2 protein-coding genes are annotated in these 1,150 nt (G+C 51.1%); both read right to left on the bottom strand.

Going from position 1 to position 1,150, the window contains the following annotated elements:
• Positions 1-791, bottom strand: a 791-nt coding sequence (pfkB, locus tag R7Z78_RS24595) for a 1-phosphofructokinase (protein WP_169643795.1), incomplete at its 3' end; no start/stop codon positions are given.
• An 11-nt stretch (positions 792-802) separates the two neighbouring features.
• Positions 803-1,150, bottom strand: a 348-nt coding sequence (locus tag R7Z78_RS24590; protein ID WP_169643793.1) for an HPr family phosphocarrier protein, incomplete at its 5' end; no start/stop codon positions are given.

The raw sequence follows: 1,150 nt of genomic DNA, 5'->3' as shown, positions 1-1,150 counted from the left end.
CCTGCCACCAGTGTGTCGCCCGCACCTACGGTGCTCACCACATTCATGCGTGGCGGTTGTGCGCGTAGCCACTCGCCTTGGTTTAGCCACATCACACCGTCAGCGCCCATCGACACAACAATATTCTCTATGCCTTTGTTGCTGAGGGTTTGTGCTGCCACTTGGCACTGTTCTGGCGTTTCTAGGTGCTCACCGACAAAGTCACTCAGCTCTTCGTCATTTGGTTTAATAAGCCATGGATGAGCATCAATACCTGCACGTAGAGCGGCTTTGCTGCTGTCGAACAATACTTTTTTGCCTTGTTGATGCAGTTTTTCAATCCATGCTGCGCATTGCTCAGCGGTTACACCGCCCGGTAAGCTGCCAGCTAGAACGAAGTAGTCGTGAGTGTCTGCAAGGCGGAACAGGGTCTCTTCAAAACGAGCAATTTCTTCTGCCGTTACTTGAACGCCAGGAAAGTTGATGTCACTCACTTGGCCGTCGGCTTCAACCAGTTTTACGTTGATGCGTGTTGCGCCTTCGACTTCAACAAACTCGTTTTTTACGCCAATTTCGGTGAAAAGTTGATGGAACAGTTCTGGGTTGTCTTTACCCAAAAAGCCGGTCACCGTAACGTCGGCGCCAAGGTCGCTCAGCACTTTTGCAACGTTAACGCCTTTGCCTGCCGCGTGAAGGCTACTTTGTTCAACACGGCTGACTGAACCTACCTTTAGCGCGTCGAGCGAGCCTGTTAGATCAAGCGCAGGGTTTAGCGTGATGGTCACAACTTTGTTTGTTTTTAATGCTGTCATTTGCGTGCCCCTTAACCTTCACCTAGGCCAGAAGCAATCGCGTTGCCGATAGACTCCAGCGCTTGAGCCGCATCTGGGCCTTCAGCAGAGAACTGCAATTGGTGACCGTGTTTCACACCAAGGGCAATCACTTTCATCAGGCTTTTCGCATTTACTGCTTTACCATCACCATCTAGGTTTGCCACGCGAATGTTTGATTCGAATTTCTTCGCTTCTGCAACCAGCATCGCACCCGGGCGAGCGTGAAGGCCATGTGCGTTTTTGATCTTAAAGACTGCTACGTTGCCATCTTCGGCTGGCGCAGCCACTTCTTCGCCTTTGAATAGCGCGAGAATCTGTTCTGCAGAGGCATCTAACAG

It is taken from the genome of Vibrio sp. 1167, assembly GCF_033340375.1.
Taxonomy (GTDB): domain Bacteria; phylum Pseudomonadota; class Gammaproteobacteria; order Enterobacterales; family Vibrionaceae; genus Vibrio; species Vibrio alginolyticus.
Note: the sequence above shows the minus strand (reverse complement) of the source record. Positions and strands in the feature narration are given on the sequence as shown.